Origin of the sequence: uncultured Flavobacterium sp. (genome assembly GCF_963975515.1) — a bacterium.
GTDB lineage: Bacteria > Bacteroidota > Bacteroidia > Flavobacteriales > Flavobacteriaceae > Flavobacterium.
Window position 1 is genome coordinate 36,944 of record NZ_CAXBGY010000014.1, and the last position, 20,238, is coordinate 57,181.

At 29.5% G+C, this 20,238-nt stretch carries 18 protein-coding genes and 2 tRNA genes; 14 read left to right on the top strand and 6 right to left on the bottom strand.

Translation table 11 applies throughout. The features are described 5' to 3' along the window. Positions 1-60: 60 nt before the first annotated feature. Genes AAC008_RS13330 through AAC008_RS13350 form a run of 5 tightly spaced genes read left to right on the top strand, consistent with a single transcriptional unit; the run spans position 61 to position 9,168 of the window. A complete protein-coding gene (locus tag AAC008_RS13330; protein ID WP_339889846.1) occupies positions 61-510 on the top strand; it encodes a hypothetical protein in 450 nt (149 codons plus the stop codon). Then, complete coding sequence (locus AAC008_RS13335; RefSeq protein WP_339889848.1) at positions 507-1,142, top strand: hypothetical protein; 636 nt, start codon at positions 507-509, stop codon at positions 1,140-1,142. Before AAC008_RS13330 ends, AAC008_RS13335 begins: the two co-directional genes overlap by 4 nt. A gap of 5 nt (positions 1,143-1,147) precedes the next feature. Continuing rightward, positions 1,148-4,870, top strand: a complete 3,723-nt coding sequence (locus tag AAC008_RS13340; protein WP_339889850.1) for a phage tail tape measure protein — start codon at positions 1,148-1,150, stop codon at positions 4,868-4,870. Positions 4,871-4,873: 3 nt separating this feature from the next. Next, positions 4,874-7,147 (top strand): hypothetical protein, encoded by a 2,274-nt coding sequence (locus tag AAC008_RS13345; protein WP_339889852.1) that lies wholly within the window; start codon positions 4,874-4,876, stop codon positions 7,145-7,147. A gap of 2 nt (positions 7,148-7,149) precedes the next feature. Continuing rightward, positions 7,150-9,168, top strand: coding sequence for a hypothetical protein (locus AAC008_RS13350; protein ID WP_339889853.1), 2,019 nt, complete (start codon positions 7,150-7,152; stop codon positions 9,166-9,168). Between the two features lie 45 nt (positions 9,169-9,213). Here AAC008_RS13350 and AAC008_RS13355 read toward each other — a convergent pair whose 3' ends face one another. After that, a complete protein-coding gene (locus tag AAC008_RS13355; RefSeq protein ID WP_339889854.1) occupies positions 9,214-9,450 on the bottom strand; it encodes a hypothetical protein in 237 nt (78 codons plus the stop codon). Continuing rightward, positions 9,447-9,650, bottom strand: coding sequence for a hypothetical protein (locus tag AAC008_RS13360; RefSeq protein ID WP_339889856.1), 204 nt, complete (start codon positions 9,648-9,650; stop codon positions 9,447-9,449). Before AAC008_RS13360 ends, AAC008_RS13355 begins: the two co-directional genes overlap by 4 nt. Positions 9,651-9,734: 84 nt before the next feature. Between AAC008_RS13360 and AAC008_RS13365 the strand changes: the two genes are divergently transcribed. Genes AAC008_RS13365 through AAC008_RS13390 form a run of 6 tightly spaced genes read left to right on the top strand, consistent with a single transcriptional unit; the run spans position 9,735 to position 14,535 of the window. Beyond that, positions 9,735-11,831 carry a hypothetical protein gene (locus AAC008_RS13365; RefSeq protein ID WP_339889858.1) on the top strand — a complete coding sequence of 699 codons (2,097 nt, stop codon included), beginning with the start codon at positions 9,735-9,737 and terminating at the stop codon, positions 11,829-11,831. Positions 11,832-11,834: 3 nt separating this feature from the next. Continuing rightward, positions 11,835-12,257: a hypothetical protein gene (locus AAC008_RS13370; RefSeq protein WP_339889860.1), complete on the top strand. Its 423-nt coding sequence runs from the start codon at positions 11,835-11,837 to the stop codon at positions 12,255-12,257. 3 nt (positions 12,258-12,260) lie between these two features. Beyond that, entirely contained in the window at positions 12,261-12,728 is a 468-nt protein-coding gene (locus AAC008_RS13375; RefSeq protein ID WP_339889862.1) for a hypothetical protein, read from the top strand. Continuing rightward, positions 12,725-13,291, top strand: coding sequence for a phage holin family protein (locus AAC008_RS13380; RefSeq protein WP_339889863.1), 567 nt, complete (start codon positions 12,725-12,727; stop codon positions 13,289-13,291). Before AAC008_RS13375 ends, AAC008_RS13380 begins: the two co-directional genes overlap by 4 nt. Further along, entirely contained in the window at positions 13,291-13,863 is a 573-nt protein-coding gene (locus AAC008_RS13385) for a glycosyl hydrolase 108 family protein (RefSeq protein ID WP_339889864.1), read from the top strand. Before AAC008_RS13380 ends, AAC008_RS13385 begins: the two co-directional genes overlap by 1 nt. A 3-nt stretch (positions 13,864-13,866) precedes the next feature. Then, positions 13,867-14,535: a DUF6549 family protein gene (locus AAC008_RS13390; RefSeq protein WP_339889865.1), complete on the top strand. Its 669-nt coding sequence runs from the start codon at positions 13,867-13,869 to the stop codon at positions 14,533-14,535. Between the two features lie 250 nt (positions 14,536-14,785). Here the strand turns inward: AAC008_RS13390 and AAC008_RS13395 are convergent, their stop codons facing one another. Both AAC008_RS13395 and AAC008_RS13400 read right to left on the bottom strand, forming a co-directional pair. After that, positions 14,786-15,949, bottom strand: coding sequence for a tyrosine-type recombinase/integrase (locus AAC008_RS13395; protein ID WP_339889867.1), 1,164 nt, complete (start codon positions 15,947-15,949; stop codon positions 14,786-14,788). Positions 15,950-16,077: 128 nt separating this feature from the next. After that, positions 16,078-16,162 (bottom strand) — tRNA-Ser (locus AAC008_RS13400). A 173-nt stretch (positions 16,163-16,335) separates the two neighbouring features. Between AAC008_RS13400 and AAC008_RS13405 the strand changes: the two genes are divergently transcribed. Next, positions 16,336-17,568: a glycosyltransferase gene (locus AAC008_RS13405; RefSeq protein ID WP_339889869.1), complete on the top strand. Its 1,233-nt coding sequence runs from the start codon at positions 16,336-16,338 to the stop codon at positions 17,566-17,568. Here the strand turns inward: AAC008_RS13405 and AAC008_RS13410 are convergent, their stop codons facing one another. Continuing rightward, positions 17,569-18,150 carry a tRNA-(ms[2]io[6]A)-hydroxylase gene (locus AAC008_RS13410; RefSeq protein WP_339889871.1) on the bottom strand — a complete coding sequence of 194 codons (582 nt, stop codon included), beginning with the start codon at positions 18,148-18,150 and terminating at the stop codon, positions 17,569-17,571. A 150-nt stretch (positions 18,151-18,300) separates the two neighbouring features. Here AAC008_RS13410 and AAC008_RS13415 point away from each other — a divergent pair, with 150 nt between their 5' ends. Both AAC008_RS13415 and AAC008_RS13420 read left to right on the top strand, forming a co-directional pair. Further along, positions 18,301-19,326 carry a M28 family metallopeptidase gene (locus tag AAC008_RS13415; RefSeq protein ID WP_339889872.1) on the top strand — a complete coding sequence of 342 codons (1,026 nt, stop codon included), beginning with the start codon at positions 18,301-18,303 and terminating at the stop codon, positions 19,324-19,326. Between the two features lie 31 nt (positions 19,327-19,357). After that, the gene (locus AAC008_RS13420; RefSeq protein ID WP_339889874.1) at positions 19,358-20,089 is read left to right on the top strand and encodes a sulfite exporter TauE/SafE family protein; all 732 of its coding nucleotides are present in this window, start codon (positions 19,358-19,360) and stop codon (positions 20,087-20,089) included. A gap of 34 nt (positions 20,090-20,123) precedes the next feature. On the opposite strand, the gene AAC008_RS13425 is transcribed toward AAC008_RS13420, so the two are convergent. Then, a tRNA-His gene (locus AAC008_RS13425) sits at positions 20,124-20,199 on the bottom strand. Positions 20,200-20,238 lie beyond the last annotated feature (39 nt).

Sequence of the window (20,238 nt, forward strand, 5' to 3'; positions counted from 1 at the left end):
ATTTTACTGTATAAGAGGCTTTTGGTGTTTATCATCAAAAGCCTTTTTTTATAAAAAATCATGGCAAACTTTAATCAACAATTAGAAAAAGCAAATGCAATTAAACCGGAATTGGTTTCAAAGGCACTATTTGACTTTATAAAAAGCATTGAAAAGGAGTTGATTGATTTAAATAAAAAGCAGTTAAACGAGGATAGCAAAGATATTTATGGAGAAGTAATTGGTTTCTACTCCTACGCTACTGAAGTAATAAGCAAAGGATCAAAAAAAAGAGGTGAGCCATTTGATGCAAAAGACACAGGTGGATTCCTTAATAATTTTTACATGACCGTTTTAAATGAAACATTTTATTTCGGTTCTACTGACCCAAAAACCGATGATATTTTAGATTCTCCAAATTGGCTTTCATCTGATCTATTCGGATTGTCAGAGGAAAATTTAAAAGAAGTAATTGAAACAAAATTTAAACCATTTGTAATTGAGTATTACAGAAAATCATTAGGAGTATGATAAAGTTATTCAAAAGAAAAAAAGAAGTCGTTGAGCCAATTAAATATGGTCCTGTTTACGATAGTTTAAGAAAGCTACCAAAAGTAATTCAGATTGATATTTATGAAACTGGAAACGTTAGACTTCTTACTGAAGATATCAATGTTCCTGATGAAATATTGATTGAAATATGGGAACGATTAGATGAAGAATATAACTCAAGAAACGGTAATAAAGAGGATAGTAAAATACTACCTATCATCAAAGAAATAGATTATCAGGCAAATAGATATTTAATTATTAAATGTGCTTGTTCATCATTGTTGTTTGATAAAAATGACGATTTGATTTTAATGTTAAAAGAGCAAGGTTATTCAATTACAGATGATAATTACATAAATGATATTGAACGTATTTTAAGAGAATCAGAAGGTATTATTTTGAGAATTAAAAAACTTAAAGAACAGTTACCAAAAGAGAAAAAACAAACCAATCAAAAGAAATATTCAATAGTTGATATAATTACAAGTTATGGTGTGATTTTAAATTACCCAATCAAACCTTATGAAATTTCGGTAGAGGAATTTGAATCTATTGAGAAATCAGTTCACAGCAAAATAGAATCATTAGAACAACAAAACACTAAAAATTAATTGTTATGAGTAGTGGTCAAATTACTAGAAAAGAAATTATAACCGATGAAGCAATTGGTTGGGGAAAAGAATATGCTAATGTGGTAAATGAAGCGATTGCTGTAAATAATACATTTATTCAAAGTATAGTTACTTTAAATGCGGAAAATATCAAGCTTAGAAAATCTGAAAATCAAGTTGAATATTTAAAACAAAAAAATGAACTAAAACTTGCAACTGATAAGGTTAATTTATCAATTGATGAACAAAAAAAACTTGAGCTTTCATTAGAAAAAATTAGACAAGAGAAAATTAAAACTGAAAAATTAGAACTTGATGTTTTAAATAAAAAACAAGCTGCTCAAAATAGAGGAAATAAGTTAAGTATAGAGGAAAAGTTATTGCTACAAGAACAAACAGCTGAAACTAAAAGACAGGTTATTGCGAACGGAGCTTTAGGAAACGCATATAGAGAATTATCAGCAAAAGTTACTATTGCAGGAAATGCTTTAAAAAATATTGTCGCTACTGGAAAATTAGCTTCTGAATCACAAGCACAATACAACAAAAGACTTCAAGAAGCACAATCTCAATACGATAAATTAAATGCAAGAGTTAGATCTGCTGATGCAGCGGTAGGAACATTCAATCGAAATGTTGGTAACTATCCAACCCAAGCAGTTGCAGGATTAAAAAATCTAATTTCAGCATTTGGAGTTACTACTGGTATTTATCTTTTCGCATCTGTGATAAAAGATATTGCAAAAACTATAATTCAATTTGAAGAAGAAATAGTCAACTTAGCTGCTATTGCTGGAAAATCAAGAAAAGAAATAGCACCATTAGAAGCAGAAATCAGAAATGTTGCAAAATCATCTATTAATTCAGCTACAGAAGTTGCAAAACTTACAACTGCATTAATTAAACTTGGTGCTACTCCAGAAGAAGCAATTAAGTTATTAAAACCTGTAAATGATTTATCTATTGCTTTGCGTTCGGATGCCGAAGCAAGTGCTGAACTTGTAAAAGGTATATTGAATGCGTACGGAGAAGATGCAACTCAAGCATCGAGAGTTACAGATGTTTTGGCTGCTTCTGCAAATAAATCGGCTTTAAGTTTTGATGGTTTAAGAGATTCATTTGGATATGTTGCACCAGCAGCTAGAGCATTAGGATATACAATTGAAGAAACGGCTGCTTTTGTTTCTATTTTAGTTGATAACAATATAAAAGCAGAAAGTGCTGGGCGTTTATTATCTACTTCATTCACAAGATTAGCAACACAAGGACTTACTTTGGAAAGTGCTTTAGATAAAATAAATAAAGCTCAAAAAGATGGGGCTAGTACGTTAGAAGTATTGGCATTGGCTGGTAAAATATTTGGTGCTGAAAGTGCAAAAATTGGTTTGATTCTAGCTAATAATAGAGATAGAATGTCAGAACTAACAGATGAGTATAATCGTTCTGCTGGAAGTTTAAAAGAATTAACTGAAAAACAATTAAAATCAGCAAGTGCTCAAATTAAAATTATGACTTCTACTTGGGAGGAATTTATTTTAAGTATAGATTCTGGTGATGGACCTATTTCAAAAACATTTGGAAAATTAATTGAATGGACAACAGGAGCAATTAATGGATTAAGAAGATTGAATCAATCAAAAGATGATTTAAGGCAAGAAGTATTGACTGGTGTTTACCAACAAACGCTTGACAAAGAAGTTGCATCATATCAAAAAATGAGTGAATTAGCTAAAAAAATGGTTTCGCAAACAACATTAGATAAGGCTACTGCTGAACTAAAAGTATATGAAGATCAAGTAAAAACTTTAGAAGCAAAAAACAAAGCTATAAAAGCGTCAGAGATTAGTACTCCACTAGGCAATGTTATTCCAGATAACGGAATTAACAAAATAAAAGCTAATAATGCTGAAATAGAAAATGCAACCAATTTCATTACTGTTTACAAAGCTAAAATAGAAGCTGCTCAAAGTGTTCAAAATTCATTAAAAGCAGTTGCAGTTGAAAACGATAAAGAATCTAAAAAACTAACAGAAGAAGAGTTAAAAAGACAAAAAGAAGCTGCTGAACGATACAAACAAGCGGAACTTAAAAGATTAAAAAGTTTATACGAATTACAACAGAAAGCAAACAATGATGCTTTTAATTTATCACAGTTTAGACTTCAAAATGAAATTGATTTTAATGATGCTATAATTGAAAATGATAAATCATCAACCGATGAAAGGCTTGATGCATTAGATGAATCAAATGCTTTATTATTAGCTAAAAATAAACAAGCTATTGAATATCAACTTCAACAATTAGGCAAGTACAATGAAGAAACTGGAAAATTTGTTAGAGAGTTATCCAATATTGAAATAACTGAACTTATCAATACTGGAAAAACTAAAAAATCTTTAACTGATGAGCAAAAGTTAATCTTTGAAAAGTATCAGCAAGGAGTTACTAATGTATTAGATATTGAAGCTAAAAAGCGTCAAACAATTATTGATGCAGAAGTAGCCACAATTCAAAAATCAATTGATGCTCAACTTCAACTTCAGGAAAATTCATTAAACAAAGATTTAGTAAGTGAAAATGATCGCTATTCATTAGAATTAGATGCGGCTGGTAATAACTTCAAGCTTATTGAAAAAGCAAGAATTGACCACGAAAAAAGGATTTTAGATATTCAGAGAGAGTACGCTTTGCTAGGATTGGATTTACAAATTGGTAAAACTCAAAAGATTTTAGATGACCAAAAAAAGTTACCAGAAAATCAAAGAATTTCATCTGACTTAATAAAAGGATATGAGGCTGATTTAGCAAGATTTCAAATAGAAAAATCCAATTTAACAACAGGTGTTAAAATTGAAAACTCTGAAAAACTGACTCAAATATTAGAAGATAATGATGCAAGAATAAAACAATTAGCAACTGATTTAGCTAATAGTTTAGAGTCATTAGCTTATGCCGTTTTCGATGCTAAAATTGCTAACATTGACAATGAAATGGCTTATTGGGATGAATATTACAACAATCAATTAGAATTGGCTGGTGATGATGCTGCTCAAAAAGAAGCCATTCAAGCAGAAGCTAAAAAGAAGAAAGATGCTTTAGAAAAAGAACGTAGAAAAGAAGAGTACAAAGCAGCAGTAGTAAGTAAAATTATGGCAGCCGCACAAATTGCAGTTGATTTAGCAAGAACACTTTCAGCTATTAATTTAGCAGCGAGAATGATTGACACAATTACTTTTGGTTTAGGTGGTTTGCCTTATCAAGGTTTGCAAGTTGGATTAGCTATTGGAACTGCAGCTGCACAAGCCGCAGCAGTTGCTTTAACTCCTCTTCCTAAATACGAAAAAGGAACACAAGGAAAACCGCATAAAGGAGGTCCAGCATTATTAGGAGAAAAAAGACCAGAGGTTGTAATTGAACCAGGGAAAGCGCCTTACATAGTTGATGTTCCAAGTGTAATGAATTTAGCAAAAGGAACAGAAGTAATTCCTTCTATTGATGAATATGAAAAAATTAAAAGAGCTTCAATAATGGCATCTATTCAAATGGAAGGTAGAAAAATGAGCCAAGTAACTTCAAACAAAAGTTTTGATAATGCTTATTCAAGAGAAATGTTAAATGAGTTAAGGCAAACAAGAAAATCAATTCTAAATCAAAAACAACCTATAAATAATATTAAAGTTGATATTGGTTACGAAATTTGGAAAATGGGTAATACTAAATGGAATTAAGACATGAGCAACGTAAATCAAGGATATAACGATAGAGTAAGATATATTATTCAAAACATAGATTTAGGTTCTGAAATAATCACAGAACCTATTGGATGGAATAGTGATGAAAAAGAACTTGAACGTCATAAAGACTATCATGGTATTTTTCCAAAATTCTCTAATAGTTTAAAATTCATAGGAACAGCTTATGACTATTTAAAATTAGCAGATGAATTATATGGAGTAAATGTTGATGTAAGGCTTGTAAAGGAAGAAAAGCATCCAAAAACAGATGAATGGACTAGAACTTATGATGGTTATTTAGATTTTTCAACGATTTCAGATGAAGATAATCAAATAAGTTTAAAATTCAACTCTGGAGGGATTGAAGCAGAACTAAAATCAAGAGAATCAGAAGATGTTGAACTTACAAGATTAACAACAATGGATGGTGATACATTATTACCATTATCATTAAATCAAGTTGAAATAGATGGAAGAAGGATATTTTTACAGTCAATTTGGAATACTGATGCTAATAATAATGAAGTTGAATTAGATGTTAAATCAGATGATGGAAATACAAGAAGATTAACTAAAGCATTTCCAATTAATCTAATAAATAAATCTCACGAAGAAGCATCTTCTGCAATTTTTGGATCTGAAGGAAATGAAAATGTTGGTTCAGCTGGTATGATGATAATCAGGCAATCTGATGTTATTAGAAATTTAGTTATAAAAGGAAATGCTATAAAATTTAAACCGGTTATTATTTCTCCATATCCTGGTAATGGAGTTTTAAATGAGATTGATTGGGGAATTATATCAGTTTGTTTGACAGTTTTTAAAGATGGTGGAGATTATAATGTTAAGTCTAGAGATTATTTATTTTCTTCGCAAACTTTAGGTGGTAATACTTATAATCAATTAATGCAAGCTGATGGAGTTTTACGTGAATTGAATTTTATTAAGAATATAACACTTTTACCTGGAGAGAGTATTGCATTGGAATTATTTATTGAATCAGATTTAAAAAACTTTCCAACAGTAACGGCACATTTTACAGTTAATTTCAAGGAATTATCAGGAGGTCTTACTATTGAAGAGGATTCATTTTTTGATAAAACTATTTCTAATATGGTTTTGCCATTTGAAGCTGCAGAAAGATTAATCCAAATATACACTAATAAAAAGGTTCTTAAATCTAATGCTTTAGGTAGAACTGATATTGGATATTTAGAAGATGGAAAATCTTCTTTAATAGGATTACTTCATGGCTTCTGGATTAGAGGTTTTTCTTCTGTTGATGAAGTTTTCAAACCATTAACAACAAATCTAAAAGAATTTATGGAGAGTTTTTCCACTACTCAAAATTTAGGATTAGGAATTGAAAGTAATGGTTTCAAAGAATATGTTAGAATAGAAGATTTAAGTTATTTCTACAATAAAAATGTTACTATAAAACTTCCAAATCAAGTTAAAAAAGTGAAGCGATATACATCAACTGATTATTCCTATTCAGCTATTGAAATTGGATATGAAAAAGGAGCTACTTATGAAGAAGCTTTTGGACTAGTTGAATATAATGGAACAAGTAAATTTTCAACAGTAATTAAAAAGCTGAAAAATATTTACTCAAAAATATCAAAATATAGAGCTGATAGCTATGGAATAGAATTTGCTCGAAGAAAACAAAAATTAACTCATGCTACAACAGATACTAATTATGATACTGATGTTTTCAATATTGATTTAAAAAGAAGTATAACGGGATTATTTAAATTAAGAAAATGGCAAGATGATTTTGAACAATTGCCAACTGGAACTTTCTCTCCAGAAACAGCATATAATTTAAGACTATCACCATTCAATTGTTTACTAAGACATGGCTGGGTAATTGCTTCAGGATTCACAAAATATTTATCTGATTTTGTTAGGTACACAAGTTCAACTGCAAATAGTAATCTATCAACTAAATTAAGAACAGATTCACAGTATTTATTGGATCCTTTACATTCAGTTGCAAATGGTAATGAATATGCTGAAAATGGAAACATAGTGAATTCAGAACTTAAAAGAGCTAGGTATTTATCTAAAATAATTGAGTTTGAGCATGAGGTTGATTTTGATGTAAGCCAAATGATTCATGGAAGAACTATAGTTTTAGGTAATGAAATTCCAAATATTTATGGAAGAGTAGAATTCATTAATGAAGATGGAGATCCTGAAAAAGGGTTTTTATTAAGTGTAAAACCAAACGGAAACGGACAATTTAAAATTTTAAAAAGTAATTAATCATGGCATTATCAGACATTACAGTAACATTTGGCAGAGATTTAGCATTTGGTGAAATAGTTTCATTTAAACAGAATCATCCTATGCAGTTAGGAGAATCTTTAATAAGTGAAAAATTCACAGATACAAGAACAAATTTTGGAGAAGTACCAATTGGAGTACCTACTTCAACAATAGGAGAAAGAAGTGCTATCAATTATGCACAATATCTAAATCTTGATTATTACGGTTTCTTTGGAGCTAATCCACCTTATGGAGTTTTTAGAGTTGGTAATACTGTTACAATTAGATTAGATCTTTTATGGAGCTTCAATGTTTCAGGAATAACTTTACCTAGTGATGTTACGGTTGCTATATTTAATTACGGAGGACCAGCATTTAATATTTCAAGTCAATCATTTTCTCAAGCTGATACTTTGCCTTGTCAGAATATTAAATTAAATATTCAAACATCGGTTTTAGCAACTAAAATTTTAAGTCCATTTGCAATTGATCCAAATACAAATAATCCTTTTTCAATTGATGTTTTAAGGGGTTCAAATCCAATTACATTAACGTTAAAAGATGCCAATGATAATAATATTATCGAATTGATTGATGTTCCAGAAATACTATCACCTAATAATTTTCAAGTTCAGATTAATAATTCTCCAAATGGTGCTACAGTAATAGTTAACAATACTAATTTTTCGAGTTTAGTATTTCAATATTCATTAGATAATATTACTTGGCAATCATCAAATACATTTAGTGGTCAAATTGCTGGAAATTATACCGTTTATATAAAAGATGAATATGGTTGTTCTATTTCTATTGATTATATAATAACTGTATTTGGAATAACTGAGCCGTATTTTTATATCAGCAAAGCCAATAGTTTAAGGTTTGCAAACAGAGTTGATTTTGGTGATGCTGCAAACTATAAGAATGATGAAAACACTTTGAGTTGTGAGGTTGATGTTTTGCTTCCATATAAAGAAACTCAATTATTTCAAACTGCCGATGTAATCACAACACAATTTAAGTCTAATTACGAGACTAATGAAGTTAAGGTAGTTAAAGAAGATTCTTCAGAGGATAATATTTTAGTTACTAAAAAATCAAACTACATTGGAAATAAAGACTCAAAGGATGCGAGAAAATATGATTTAGGAAATGGCCATACTGCAATCTATTTCTTAACTGGAAATATTTATGATTTCAATACTGGTTTAACAACTGGCGAAACACATTATTTGAATGGAGGTTTGCCTATTTGGGCGAAATCAGGAAACTATGTTAAAGTAGATAATGAATGGTTTTTGATTGAAGATATACTTTATGATGAAAGTAAAAATGCTGAAATTATAGTTATTTCAAGTAATTATTCTGGTTCCGATATTTCTGTAATCGCTGGAACTATTTATAATATTTTTGATTATGAAATATATGAATTTACTATTGATATGGTAGATTATATTGATCAGACTATAAAAGTAAGAATACTTTCTTCAGATGATAATTTCACAACAGTAACTCAACTTTCAGAAGATTTGAATATTCAAGTAAAACAAGAAAATACAAAATCTATAAACTATTGGAATAATGATAATACGGATATATTTTATGCAACTGGAATTAAGCATTCAATTAGAATTCCATATCATAAACGCTCAGGAGTTGCAGAAGAAAGTTCAGAAGTTCATAAAACAGATACCAATTCAATATTATTAAGTGCTGAAATATATGAAGTTGACGAATTTAAATTTGAACCAGTTACAAAAGAAATTTGGAGAAAATTAATGATTGCTTTAGCACATAAAAATGTAATTATTGATGGTGTAGGATATGTTAAGAATGGAGAATTTGAAACAGAAGGACCATTAGAAGATACTAACTTATATGTTTTGACTGCAAAAATGATTAAGACTGGAAATGTATTTGCTTCTCAAAGTGATGGAACTATTGACTTTAATACTTCAAATTCTCAAATACCTGGATTAATTAGTAATGGTAATAATGGTTACTTGAGATATAATTAATTTCTCAAAAGAAACTGCAAAGAAAAACCCACTTAATTAGTGGGTTTATTTGTTTCTAAATGATCTTAAAAAGTCAATTTCATTTTTATTTAGCCTTATATAGCCTTCAAAGGTTCCTTGACGTTCTCCAAATTTATTAACAATAATTTCGGGTTTATTATTTTCTTTTGGTAATTCAACAATATTAGAAGTAAATTTTACTGATTCTTTATTTAATAAATCTTCAAGTTTTTCAGAAGCTTCATTCATTGCTTTTTGAAAATATTCTCCTTTATCTATCATTTCTTCAAACTTTTAAATTCCTCACCATTTACATTGATGGTTCTATTGTCATTATGATAATGATGATGGTGCACAGATTTATCGACATAATCTCCTACTCTATAATCTTTACTTTTTGGAAATAATGCATTACCTAATGACTTCGCAATTAGGTAACAACTTCCAACAATAATAAAGAATAAAACTAGTATAAATCCCATTTCACAAAGTTAGTAATTTAACTATTAAGATTTTACATTTAATTATTATTCTTATTTAGTCTAAATAAATATAAATAATTATATTTGTACAATAAAAAAGGAATTATGAGTGCTATAACTTATTTAACTCAATTGGTTCAACAAGCCATATCAAAACTTAATCTAATAGAAACTAATTCTAAAAAGATTGAAGAACTGCCTTTTCAAACGACTTTAGACCCAAATTCAAAGATAGCAGTTTCAAGAAGTGGAGAAACTGAGCACGTTAATATTCAACAAATTATTTCAGCTATTAACAATGATAATTATAATCATTTAATCAGTGTTGGTGCAATTTCAGTTGATGAAATGACAAATGAATTAACTATTGGAGCTACTGTTGAAGCAATGATAAATAATATCACAGTTTCAAAATCAACAGATACTATATTCCCAATAACATTATCTGATACTGGATTAATTAGAAAAGATATATTCTTTATTAATTCTTTAGGTAATGTATTAATTATTTCAGGTGTTGAAGGAGCAATTGCTACTACTCCAATACTTCCTTTAGACTCTGTTTACATAACTGAAATTCTAGTAAATGATTCATCAATTGGAAGTCCAGTTGATGCTATCATTGGTGATGCTTTTGTAAAGAAAATTTCAAGCGGTGCTATTACTACAATGATTTCTGGTATAGATGTATCATTTCCTTTTCCAGCATCAGGAAAAACTTTTTTAACATTCAACAATCCAGCATTAACTTCATTAGCTGGTTTTAATTTATCTGAAATAATAGGAGTTGTTGGTGCAGAAGTTCCAGAAGAGGGAAAAGAATTTATAATTGTAAATAATAAAAACACAACTTTAACATTACAATATTTAAATACTGATAATGCTGATAATTTACCTTTTTGGTGGAGAAGTGGGGCTGATATTGTAGTTCCTCCATTTGAATTTTTAAGGATTAAATATTTTGCATCAGGAACAAAAGATTTAGATAGAAGTTGGATAACTGCAACATCAACTCCTTTTAGTGGATTAACCGGTTCACCATCCGATAATGCAGCTTTAACTTCAGTATTAAATGATAAAGCAGATAAATCAGATACTTACACAAAAACAGAAGTTGATTCAAAACTTTCAGCAGTTTATATTTTTAAAGGGAATGTTGCAAACTTTGCTGCTTTACCATCTTCAGGTCAAAAAGTTGGTTGGACATACAATCTATTAGATACAGGAGATAATTATGCTTGGGATGGTTCTGATTGGGATAAGCTTTCTGGTGTTGTCGATATTTCTGGAAAAGAAGATGTTTCAAATAAATCAAATAGCGATACAGATTTTGCTTCAACTTCAAAGTTTCCGACTTGGAATGCAATTTGGACTAAGGCTTTATCTTATTTTCAAGCTATTTTAGTTTCAGGCACAAATATTAAAACTCTTAATGGAAACTCTATTTTAGGAAGTGGTGATTTGGTTGTTGGTGGTGGTGGTTCTTTAGAAACAATTCTTAATAATCTAGGCGTATATGTAAAATTCAATCAAGCGGCAACGAGTCACTACCCATTTGTTGGAGCTCAAATGAGTTCTGGAGTAATACAGGGTGCAGATACTTCTTTAATAACTAAATATTCAAATGCACACGTTAGATTCATAGCTGTTGGCTCAAATGCAAATTCAGGTTTTAGATTTTCAGATGGAAATTCACATCCGACATCATTATTAGAGGAAACAACTTTTTTTGCAATTGTATGTCCAATTATAACAACAAATCTATCAGCGGTTATAGGAATGCCAGCAAGTAACACAATCAACACACCTTCAGAAATATTAACGACTGGAGCGTGGTTCTCAATATCTGGAAATCAATTACAAGGAAAATGTGCTTTTGGAGGAGCATCAACTGCCGCCACTGCTGTGACAATTATAGCTGGAGAATGGTTATTGTTATGCATAGAAGTAATAGAAAATAATGCAATATCAAAAAGAATAAGATTTAAAGCAAGAAAAATAGATGGGACATTAATTTACAATGAGGATATAATATCAAATATTCAATCTTTTGATTATTATGGTGGTATGTCAACAGGAATGAGAGCTATTAGAACATCTGGAACGTCTGACACAAATATTTTTGCATTACAATCAATGGGTTTTTGGGCTTCAAAACCTTCATTTCTAACAGATTTTTAAATTATGGAAAAATACAGAATTAATACAAGTAATGGAGGTTATTATGAAACCTTTGAGAAACCACAAAATGGGTTTTTTGAAACAATTATAATAACAGAACCAACACCACAAGAAATTCAAGAACAACAAATAAAACAAGCTCTTTCTTCTGAAACAGAAAAATACAAACAACGTCAAGCCGATGGAGTTCAAATGTATGCAGAAATTTCAGCAGAATTTCGTTTGGCAAAACTAAATGGCTTAATGTCAGAATCTACTCAATCAGCAATTGAAAGAATATTAATTCCTGTTAGAAATGAAGTTTTAGCTGGTCAATGGATTTCAGCAAAAAACGAATTAGAATTAATTGGAAATTCAACTATTGGAGTTGATTTATACGATAGGTTGCATAACCAAATATCAAATTATATAACTGAAAATTATTAATATATGTGGAGTTTTAGCCTATACATCACGCTTTTAGTTATCTATTACTTCTACAAAAGAAGTAAAAACACATTCTTCTCACAAGACAGAGAAACACTTGCCGAAAAAAGACACGAAGTAATAATGCTACTAACCTATAAAGGATTATCTGTAGAAGAAATTGAACCATTCACAGATGCTTATGACTTCTTTTGCAAGTTCACCTCAAAGTTTGATGGTGCAACAATCGTCAAAGATTTACACGACATAAGAGGTTTAGATTTAAAAGCAATGCTACACGATTACGAATGTTTAATTGGGGCAAATAGAAGCTTCAAACTTTGGTTTAAATCAGCTTATAATTACTATCTAAATCATTTCAAATTAGGCAACGGAAATCAATTATTTCGTTTCATAGGATTGCTTATTTTAGGAATATTCTTCGTGCCTTATTGCTATTTTTTCACACCTAAATATTTTTATAAAAAATGAAAAACAATTTTTACAACACCATCAACACAATATTTCCAAAATTCACTTTTTTAGGAGATTTGTTTATGAATCCTAAAGTGGCAATTTTAACTATACCAACAACTGCTACATTATCTGTTTTGGTTGTTGATTTCTATTCAGTTGCAAGTTTATTAGCTTTTGCATTTATAGCCGATTTTGTAACAGGAATTACAGCTTCATATTTCATTTGGAAAGAAAATCCAAACCGAAAAGAAAAATGGTTTTTTGGTAAGGGAGAAGGATTTTCTTCAGATAAATTCAAAAAAATGTTTGTCAAGCTAATTGTCTATTTAATGACACCAATGGCTGTAATCAAATTTCAAGAATCTTTTCATATAAAAAGATTTAAGTATGAAGTTTTATCTGCTGCCGAATTTGATATTGCAACTTTTATTTTGTTGATTTTTATAGCTAATGAAGGATTTTCAATCTTTCACGAAAACCTTCCAAAATGTGGTTTTAACCTTTGGAAGTCATTCAAAAAAATGATAGGATTTTATAAAGAAGTAAAAAAAGAATTAAACGATAAAACAGAGGAATAATGGCAACACTAGAAAAAGCACCTTTTGGAAAAACAAACTACCAAAAGTCAAAAATTGAAAAATTAGCACCAATTGTTGCAAAATGGGAAGGTGGTTATGTGAATGATCCATTAGACAAAGGTGGAGCAACTAATATGGGAATCACATTAAACACTTGGAAGCTTCTTGGCTACGATAAAGACAATGATGGTGATATTGATGCCAATGATGTAAAGTTACTTTCAAAAGAAGATTTTAAAGTAATTCTTCGCAAATATTGGGACAAATGGAAAGCCGATGAAATCAAAAATCAATCTATTGCTAATATTTTAGTGGATTGGTATTGGGGTTCTGGTAAATGGGGAATTGTTATTCCACAAAGATTGCTTGGTTTAACACAAGATGGTTCAGTTGGACCAATAACATTAGGAAAACTAAATACAGAAATCGACAAAGATGCAGAAGCGTTATTCAATAGGATTTTTGCAGCTAGAGTTAAATTCTTGGATGATATTGTAAAGAACAATCCATCACAAAAACGATTCATCAAAGGATGGAAAAACAGACTAAACGATTTTAAATTTCATTTTTAAACTATGGAAACAAAAACACAACAAAGGTTATTAGTGTCAACTTTAATGATAGTTATTCTATTTTTAGCAAGTTATTCATTTGTGCAATGCCATAATGAAAAGATTGCACTCGATTCAATTTCAGCATTAACTTCAGAAGTTGAAACATACAAACTCAAAAATGGTCAAAATGTGACTAGTCAAGAAATTGCAGTTATTTCAGAAAAAGACATTCAGAAAATGATGAATGCACAAATGAAAGAAATGGCTGCCGAATTCTCAAAAATAACTGCAGCTCAAACTGTAAAAATAAAAGCATCTTTTCCAAAATCTTCAATTGAATTTGACAAACCAATATCAATTACAGAAATTGATTCAACTACGAACGAATTGAAATTCAAAAGAAACGGTGCTTATTTTAATGAATGGTATGAATTCGGATATAACGTAACACAAGATTCATTATCAATCGAACCATTCAGTACCTGGACAGAAATTCAACGCGTTGATGGTTTTAAAAGAAAATGGTTTTTAGGTAAAAAAACATATCATTCAGACATTTCATTCACAAATCCATACATTAACATAGAAGAAGTGCAAACGTATGAAGTAGCTGTTCCAAAAAGGTTTTATGAAACAACTTTATTTCAAGTTGGTGTTGGATTAGTTGGTGGGTTTCTATTGGCAAAGTAATTATTCCATAAATAGGTAATAATCGATTTTATTCCATAAAAACGGAATATATAAAAATGAACTGTAAAATAATACTTTACAGTTCATTTCTTATTATGGCATAAGCCACAATTAAAACTTCTTATTTTTTGATTTTCCAATAAGTATCAAACCAATAATCCAAGCTATCACAACAAAAACTATTTCATACCATTCCATAATTACAATTTTTGATTAAAATTATATACAACATTTCTTCAAAATTATATAATTAAAACTTAGTACTGTTTTTAATTATATCATCTTTGTAATAACCGGTTATTGATCTAACATAAACCTTAGTCATTTTTTTATTAGTATGGCCATATTGATTTCTAATTGAATCTAAATCAACACCAGCTCGTAATTTATCATCACCACCTTTTCCTTTATAAGAATACATTGTAATATCGATACCTAAACCATCTTTTACAATTTTTTTAAATCTCTTAGTGGCAGTATCTCTTTTAATAGAAGTTGGACCAGGAATAAAATCGATATATTTTCCAACATTCCCTTTTCCTGGTTCTCTAAAACTTCCAAATAAATAAAAGTCTTTAGGATATTTATCAATTTCCATATCTAAAAGGACATCAAGCAAACCATCATCAATCACTATATTTCTATAACTTATTTTTCCTTTTGTTATTTTAGCTGGTAAAAGTATCTCTCTAGTTTTAATATCAATAAATGATAATTTAATTTGAAGTATTTCTTTTGGACGTGCTCCAGAATAATACATGAACTGCATAAAGTTATAAAAATAAGGATGATTCTCCTGAAGACACTTCTTAATTAATTTGTGTTGGTTTTCATTTGCTGGTATATGAGCAATTGAATCCTCGACGTATTTATTTTTAATATTATGTGCTGGATTAACTTCTATTATATCCCATTGCAAAAGTTCGCTTAAAATAGCCTTTAAATGATTTAAGTGTTTGTTATAAGCATTATTTGACCACTTACGACTATCTGCTGCCTTTTCAACCAGAAGTTTAATGTGTGAACGTTTAGTATCTGAAATGGTAAGATTATCTAATGAAATATCTGAAAGTGCAGTTTTAATAAACTTGATCGTTCCATTATATCCTGATAATGTTTTTTTGGAAATGTTTTTAGATTTTTTTTCAATTGCAAAATCCAAAGCTGCAGAAAAAAGCAAATTTTTATTTTCTGATTCAATTTCTGGAACAGATGGATTCCAGCCTTCTTTTAATTTTTGATGTAAAGCATCACGAAGGGCATTTGCTTCTGATTCTCTTTCCTTGTAATTATTAATGTAGTTGATCCCGTATTTAAAACGGTAAAGAATTTTGTTGTATCTAAAATATACAAACCATGATTTTTTTAGATCGTCGTATTTGACAACCTTTGGGATTGAGTAGATTGATTTCATTTTAATTGTTTTAAAAATTAAAATGCTTGAGGGAAACATTTAATCAATCTTAAAAGTGTTCACTTTTTTGTTCACTTTTTTTAAAAAAAAACTGGGAAGCCTTTATAAATAGTACTTCCCAATTTCAGCGGAGAAAGAGGGATTCGAACCCCCGGACCTGTTACAGTCAACAGTTTTCAAGACTGCCGCATTCGACCGCTCTGCCATTTCTCCAATAAGACCACACTACTTCCGTAATGCGAGTGCAAATATAGTATCATTTTTTATTTCTACAAACCTTTTTTAATTTAATTTAAATATTTTTTTTAAAGATATACTTATCTAATTCATAATCATATTTTTATACAACACTTTTTATTTTATACCTTTGCCATAACTTATCTTCTATGAAAAAAATTGTTATTATTGGTGCTGTTTGGCCAGAACCAAATTCAACTGCTGCTGGTCAACGAATGATGCAATTAATTGCTGTTTTTAAACAATTAAATTATAAACTCACCTTTACTTCTATTGCTGCAACTTCTGAATATACTATAAATCTAGATGAATTAGGAATAGAAACTAATGCCATTCAATTAAATGATTCTTCTTTTGATGAATTTATAAAAGTACAAAACCCAACAATTGTTCTTTTTGATAGATTTATGACCGAAGAACAATTTGGCTGGAGAGTTTCAGAAAATTGTCCAAATGCATTGCGAATATTAGATTCTGAAGATTTACATTTTTTACGTGAGGCAAGATCACAATGTTTCAAACTAAATATTAAATGCGAAACAAAACATCTTCAAAATGATATTGCTTTACGCGAAATTGCTTCAATTTATCGATGTGACTTGACTTTAATTATTTCAAAATTTGAACATGATTTATTAGTTAATACATTTAATATTTCATCTGAATTAGTACATTATATTCCAATGATGTATGATGAATTAAATGAAATTGTTTTAGAAGATTATCCAAAATTTGAAGAAAGAGAACATTTTTTTTCCATCGGAAATTTTCATCATAAGCCTAATTGGGAAACCGTTTTGCAACTAAAAAATTCAATTTGGCCCAAAATTAGAAAACAATTACCTCAAGCTGAATTACATATTTACGGTGCGTATATTCCAGAAAAGGCCAAACAATTACATAATTCAAAAGAAGGTTTTATTATAAAAGGAAGAGCTGAAAATAGTGCTGCCGTATTTAAAAAATACAGAACTTTGCTTGCTCCCATTCCGTTTGGCGCTGGTATTAAAGGTAAATTATTGGAATCTATGCTTTATGGAACTCCAAATATAACTTCTGAAATTGGTGCTGAAGCCATGCAGTATAATAAAGATTGGAATGGTTTTATTGAAGATAATCCAGATGATTTTGCAGAAAAAGCAGTAGAACTATATTCAAATGAAAATATTTGGAAACAAGCACAACTAAACGGAATTTCAATTATAAATGACTGTTTCAACAAAAATAATTTTGAAAATGAATTTATGGATACAGTTCATTTCTTACTTTCAAATATAGAAAGTCATCGTACAAATAATTTTATGGGACAACTATTAAATCATCACACGCTAAAAAGCACAATGTATATGAGTAAATGGATTGAGGAAAAAAACAAAAAATAATTATCCGTGAATTGCTTCTGATTTCCCGTAACTTTTAATGATTTCAGCTTCATAAGCTAACCATTCTTCCCAACGTTTTTTAACATCCATTCCTTCACCTATTTCATTTGCAAAGTTGATAAAAACAGTATAATGATTGGCTTCACTAACCATTAAATCTCTATAGAATTTTGCCATATTTTCATCATCTATAGTTTCTGACAATACTTTGAATCTTTCACAACTTCTTGCTTCAATCATGGCAGAAAACAACAATCGTTCAACTAAATGTGTTTGTCTACTTCCACCTTTATGCATAAATTTATACAATTCATTTACATAATGATCTTTGCGTTCTCTTCCTAAAACCCAACCTTTTGATTTAATAATTTCGTGAACTTGTTCAAAATGATCCATTTCTTCTTGAGCAATTTTTATCAATTCCGTAATTATATGTGTATGTTCTGGCAACATTGTTATCAAACTAATACAATTAGAAGCCGCTTTTTGCTCACACCAAGCGTGGTCAGTCAACACTTCTTCAATATTCGATTCTGCAATTCTTGCCCATCTTGGGTCGGTTGGAAGTTTTAATTTGAACATTGTAATTATTTTTTACAAAATTAAACTTTTAATTTTAAAGACTAAAATTTGAAACATATTTAATATAAATGATACTAATTATTTAATAATTCAAATCTTAAAAATAAAAATCATATTTTTGAGATAATAAATGTATTTAAATATAATAAAATGAAAAGAATAATTGCATATAGTATAGTTGGATTGATTTTGCTAAGTTGTGGAACAAGTTCATCAGTAAGTAATAAAAAAACTGTAAACGTTGGAACTTATATTAATCTAATAGATAAAACAGATTTAAGTAAGCATTTATATATTGTTGCAGGAGATGAAATGGCCGGTAGAGATACAGGTTCTGAAGGTCAAAAAAAAGCGGGTGAATATTTAATCAATTACTATAAAAGCCTTGGTATAACATTTCCAAAAGGAGCTAGTAGCTATTACCAAAAAATACCAGCAGCTTTCATGACTAAAAAATTTGGAAACAAAGGTGTTGATTCTGAAAATATTTGGGCATTCATACCAGGAAGCGAATTTCCTGATGAAATAGTAGTCATTTCAGCTCATTATGATCATGTAGGTACAAAAAATGATGAAATATACAATGGTGCAGATGATGATGGCTCTGGAACTGTAGCGCTTTTAGAAATGGCACAAGCATTTGCTCAAGCTAAAAAAGATGGACATGGACCAAGACGTTCTATTCTATTCTTACACGTTACCGCAGAAGAAAAAGGATTACACGGTTCAAGATATTATTCTGAAAATCCATTGTTTCCTTTAAAAAATACAGTTGTTGATATTAATATTGATATGATTGGTAGAGTTGACCCTGCTCATGAAGAAAATCCTAATTATATTTATGTTATTGGTTCTGATAGATTAAGTACAGAATTACATCAAATTAATGAAGAAATGAATACCAAATATGTGGGCTTAAATCTTGACTATAAATACAATGATAGAAAAGATCCTGAAAGAATTTATTTTCGTTCAGATCATTATAACTTTGCTAAAAATGGTGTTCCTGCAATATTCTTTTTTAATGGTGTACATGCAGATTATCATAAACCAAGTGATACTCCAGACAAAATTAATTATGAATTAATGACAAAAAGAGCTCAACTTGCTTTTGCTGATGCTTGGGAAATTGCAAATAGAGATAAAAGAATAGTTGCCGATTTAAACGGTGAATAATTAATCTAGCACTCAATTGAGTGCTTTTTTTATGACATTAGATAGAAGTATATTATTTTTACTTTTGGCTCTATTAGCCGAAATTATTGGAACAATCGGTGGATTTGGTTCTTCAGTTTTCTTTGTTCCGTTTACAAATCTATTCTTTGATTTTCATACTGTATTAGGAATTACAGCCATTTTTCATTTGTCTAGCAACATTAGTAAAATTTACCTTTTTAGAAAAGGATTAGATAAAAAATTATTACTTCAAATTGGAATTCCATCTGTTATATTTGTTATTGTTGGTGGAATATTAAGTAATTATTTTGATTCTAAAATTCTAGAAATCAGTTTAGGTGTTTTCTTAATTGCATTGAGTTTACTTTTTTTAGTGAAAGATAAACTAGTAATTCCTGCAAGAATGAAGGAAAGTGTAATTGGTGGCTCATTATCTGGCTTTACAGCTGGTTTTTTAGGAACTGGTGGAGCAATTAGAGGAATTACAATGGCAGCTTTCAATTTAGAGAAAAGTGTTTTTGTTGCTACTTCTGCTACAATTGATTTTGGAATAGATTTAACTCGAAGTTTTGTATATTTTTTTAATGGCTACATCACTAAAGAAATATTAATATATATTCCGTTTTTATTTGTAATTGGTTTTATTGGAACTTGGATTGGTCAAAAAATATTAAATAAGATTCCACAAGATAAGTTCAAGAAATTATCGTTAGTGTTTATTTTACTGATTGGAATATTCTCATTATGGAATAGTATAAAATAAAAAAAGCTCCAAATTTCTTTGGAGCTTAAAAGAAGGGTGAATGACCGGGTTCGAACCGGCGACCCTCGGTACCACAAACCGATGCTCTAACCAACTGAGCTACAATCACCATTTATTTAACGAGTGCAAATATACTACTGTTTTTCTAT